This is a genomic window from Microbacterium sp. HMWF026, from assembly GCF_003061325.1.
Classification (GTDB): Bacteria; Actinomycetota; Actinomycetes; order Actinomycetales; family Microbacteriaceae; genus Microbacterium; species Microbacterium testaceum_E.
This window is the reverse complement of record NZ_QAJB01000363.1, coordinates 1-2,976: the sequence shown is the minus strand read 5'-3', so window position 1 is coordinate 2,976 and position 2,976 is coordinate 1. Positions and strand designations below refer to the sequence as shown.

Here is a 2,976-nt window from a genome sequence, read left to right as displayed (position 1 = left end):
CAACGGAACGGATGCCGTCCCCACCCTCGACGAGTTCGTCGCGCTCGTCCAGCAGGGCCAGGTGCGGTACGTGATCGAACCCGCCGGGCAGTGGAACGGCAGCCGTGGCGGTGGCCTGTCGAGCGGCGACGAGAGCTCGGCCTCGGCGCAGATCCGCACGTGGGTGGGGCAGCACTGCGCCGTCGACGCGAGCGCCCCGTCCACCGTGTACGCGTGCGGGTGACGGACGGCGCGCGGTCCAGCGCTACAGCGTCCGGTTCAAAAACTCCAGGCCCGTCTCGCGGAACGCCCGCGAGCCCGGCGCGTTCACGTGATGCCGCTTCGGGATGTCGGCGAACTCGCCGCGCGGCAGCAGCCCCGCGAGATGCGCGGACTGATCGTGGATGGGGTCGTCGGTGCCCGTCGCGATGAGCACCGGCTGCTGCGGAGGAGCGCTCGGATCGGGGTCGGTCTCGCCGAGGCGCATACCCTCGGCGATCGCCACGAGCGCGCGCAGGTCGTTGCCCGGCACGCGCTCGGCGAGCGAGACGTACCGCTGGGTGGTCGCGTCCTCGACGGGCGTGCCGTGGTCGAGGAAGGCACGCGCCTGGTCGACGCGCAGGCGTGCCAGCGGTCGTCCGTCCGGGATGCCGCCGAGCACCGCCCGCTCGACGTGCTCGGGGGCGTCGACCGCGAGCTGCCAGCCCACGCGACCGCCGAGGGAGTAGCCCAGGTAGCGCACCTGGTCGACGAGGTAGGTGTCGAGAACCGCGACGAGGTCGGACACGAGCGTCGGCATCGTGTACGCCGCCGCATCGTGGGGCTTCTCGCTCTCGCCGTGACCGCGCTGGTCGACCGCGATCACGCGAAAGCCCGCCCGCAGCAGATCCCGCACCCAGCCGGTGTTGACCCAGTTGTCGCGGGTGCTCGATCCGAAGCCGTGCACGCACAGCACGGGGTCGGCGTCGACGTCGCCCCACGAGTACGTTGCCAGGCGCACGTTGTCGCCGACGAGGACGGACTGCGCGGGGGGCATCTCGGTGAGGGCGGGGACGGCATCCATTCCCCCGATCCTGGCAGAACGCCGAGTGGCGCGCCCGTAGTGGTCATAGTGGTCGTATGGGGTTTACGCGCGCCGAGTTGGAATCGTTCCGGGATGCCACCATCCCCCCGCTCGTCGAGCCCGGGGTGCGATTGCTGTTCGTCGGGATCAATCCCGGCCTGTGGACGGCGGCGACCGGAACGCCCTTCGCGCGTCCGGGCAACCGGTTCTGGCCGGCGTTGGTGACCGCGGGGATCCTGCCCCGCCTGCCGCGGTACGCCGAACCGCTGAGCCCCGACGACCGGCGGATGATCTTCGACGCCGGGGTGGGGGTGGACAACCTCGTCGCCCGCGCGACCGTCCGGGCCGACGAGCTGTCCCGCGACGAACTCCGCGCCGGGGCGACCGCCCTGGCAGGCCGCGTAGCCGCGTGGCGACCGCGAGCGGTGGCCGTGGTCGGGCTGACGGCGTACCGGCAGGGCTTCGGGCGTCCTCGAGCGGTGGCGGGGCGTCAGGACGACGACATCGCGGGGGTTGCGACCTGGGTGCTTCCGAACCCGAGCGGGCTCAACGCCCACGACACGGTGGAGTCCTTCGCCCGTGCGTACGCCGGGCCCGCCCGCGCGGCGGGGGTGATCGGGTGAGCGGGCGCGATCGGGACACCGAGTCGATGCCCACCCGACGGATCGCCGCGTCGATCGCCCTGGCGGCGACGATCGCGGCGGGGCTCGCCACGCGCGCCGCCGTCGTCCCCGAGCTGCTCGGCGACGTGGCCGGAGACGCGCTGTACACGGTCGCGGTGTACGCCGGAACGGTGCTGCTCGCGCCGCGCCTGCGGCCCGCGGTCGTCGGGCTGATCGCCGGCGGGTGGAGCGTCGCCGTCGAGCTCCTCCAGGCCACCGGCATCCCGATCGCTCTCGCTGGGGCCTTCCCCCCGATCGCCCTCGTCCTCGGCACCGGGTTCGACCCGCGCGACCTCGTCGTGTACGTCGCCGCGGCGGTCGCGGCTTCTTCCATCGACGTGGGCGCGGGGGCGGCCCGACGCACCCGCCGCGGGGCCGCACCCCTCCTCCCGACCCCGGAACCGAACCGGTCGGTGGGGGAGGGCGAGGGCCCCGCGTGACGTCCCGGGTATCGTGACCGGTCCAGCCGACGAGGGGAGCGGGCGATGCGCATACGGTTCGAGGGCGAGGTCTTCCGCTGGGAGGCGCGTTCCGACAGCGACTGGTACTTCGTCGCGCTTCCGCCCGCGCTCAGCGACGACATCCGCGAGACGCAGACGTACCGCCGGGGCTTCGGCGGGGTGCGGGTCGAGGCGACGATCGGGTCGTCGACCTGGCGGACGTCGATCTTTCCGCAGGCGGGCGGGGTCTACGTGCTGCCGCTGAAGAGGGCCGTCCGCGACGCACAGCGCATCGCCCCCGACGGTGTCGTCGAGGTCGACCTCTTCGTGATCGACGCCTGAGCGCGATGCCCGCCCTGCTCGCCGCCTGGGGCGTCCTGGCCGTGGCCGGGGTCGCGCTCGCCGTCATCGACGTCCGGCGGCACCGCCTGCCGGATGCCGTGGTGCTCCCCGCCCTGGCGCTCTCGCTGGGGCTGCTGGCGCTCGCCGCCGCCGCGCTCGACGAGCCCGCGCGTGCTCACGGCGTCGTCGGGGGAGCCCTCCTGGCCTTCGCGCTGTGCGCGGCCGTGCACCTGGCGCGCCCGTCGGCCCTCGGTGGGGGAGACGTCAAACTCGCCGCCCTGGTGGGCGCCCACCTCGGCTGGTTCGGCGCTGAGGCCGTGGCATCCGCCCTCGCCCTGGCCGGCGTCCTGGGCGGGTGCGCGGCCGCGGGCGTCCGGCTCGCGGGGATGCGGCGGGCGGAACTGGCGTACGGGCCGTATCTGCTCGGCGGGGCGTGGTGGCGGATCCTGCACGGGTGAGCGCGCGCGGCGGTGCGACGGGCGCCCGGTGC

General features: G+C 74.4%; 5 protein-coding genes and 1 pseudogene. 5 read left to right on the top strand and 1 reads right to left on the bottom strand.

The window, feature by feature from the left end:
- Positions 1-223 (top strand): annotated as a pseudogene (locus tag DBR36_RS17835) (4-amino-4-deoxy-L-arabinose transferase); the annotation flags it as partial.
- Between the two features lie 21 nt (positions 224-244).
- Here the strand turns inward: DBR36_RS17835 and DBR36_RS13500 are convergent.
- On the bottom strand, positions 245-1,042 hold the full coding sequence (locus DBR36_RS13500; protein ID WP_108320199.1) for an alpha/beta fold hydrolase: 798 nt from the start codon (positions 1,040-1,042) through the stop codon (positions 245-247).
- A 56-nt stretch (positions 1,043-1,098) separates the two neighbouring features.
- On the opposite strand from DBR36_RS13500, the gene DBR36_RS13495 reads away from it, so the two are divergent.
- Genes DBR36_RS13495 through DBR36_RS13480 form a run of 4 tightly spaced genes read left to right on the top strand, consistent with a single transcriptional unit; the run spans position 1,099 to position 2,944 of the window.
- Complete coding sequence (locus DBR36_RS13495) at positions 1,099-1,665, top strand: mismatch-specific DNA-glycosylase (RefSeq protein WP_108320197.1); 567 nt, start codon at positions 1,099-1,101, stop codon at positions 1,663-1,665.
- 26 nt (positions 1,666-1,691) lie between these two features.
- Complete coding sequence (locus DBR36_RS13490; protein WP_108320201.1) at positions 1,692-2,144, top strand: DUF2809 domain-containing protein; 453 nt, start codon at positions 1,692-1,694, stop codon at positions 2,142-2,144.
- Between the two features lie 45 nt (positions 2,145-2,189).
- Complete coding sequence (locus DBR36_RS13485; RefSeq protein WP_108320195.1) at positions 2,190-2,486, top strand: DUF1905 domain-containing protein; 297 nt, start codon at positions 2,190-2,192, stop codon at positions 2,484-2,486.
- Positions 2,487-2,491: 5 nt separating this feature from the next.
- Positions 2,492-2,944 carry a prepilin peptidase gene (locus DBR36_RS13480; protein WP_108320193.1) on the top strand — a complete coding sequence of 151 codons (453 nt, stop codon included), beginning with the start codon at positions 2,492-2,494 and terminating at the stop codon, positions 2,942-2,944.
- The last annotated feature ends 32 nt before the right edge of the window (positions 2,945-2,976 follow it).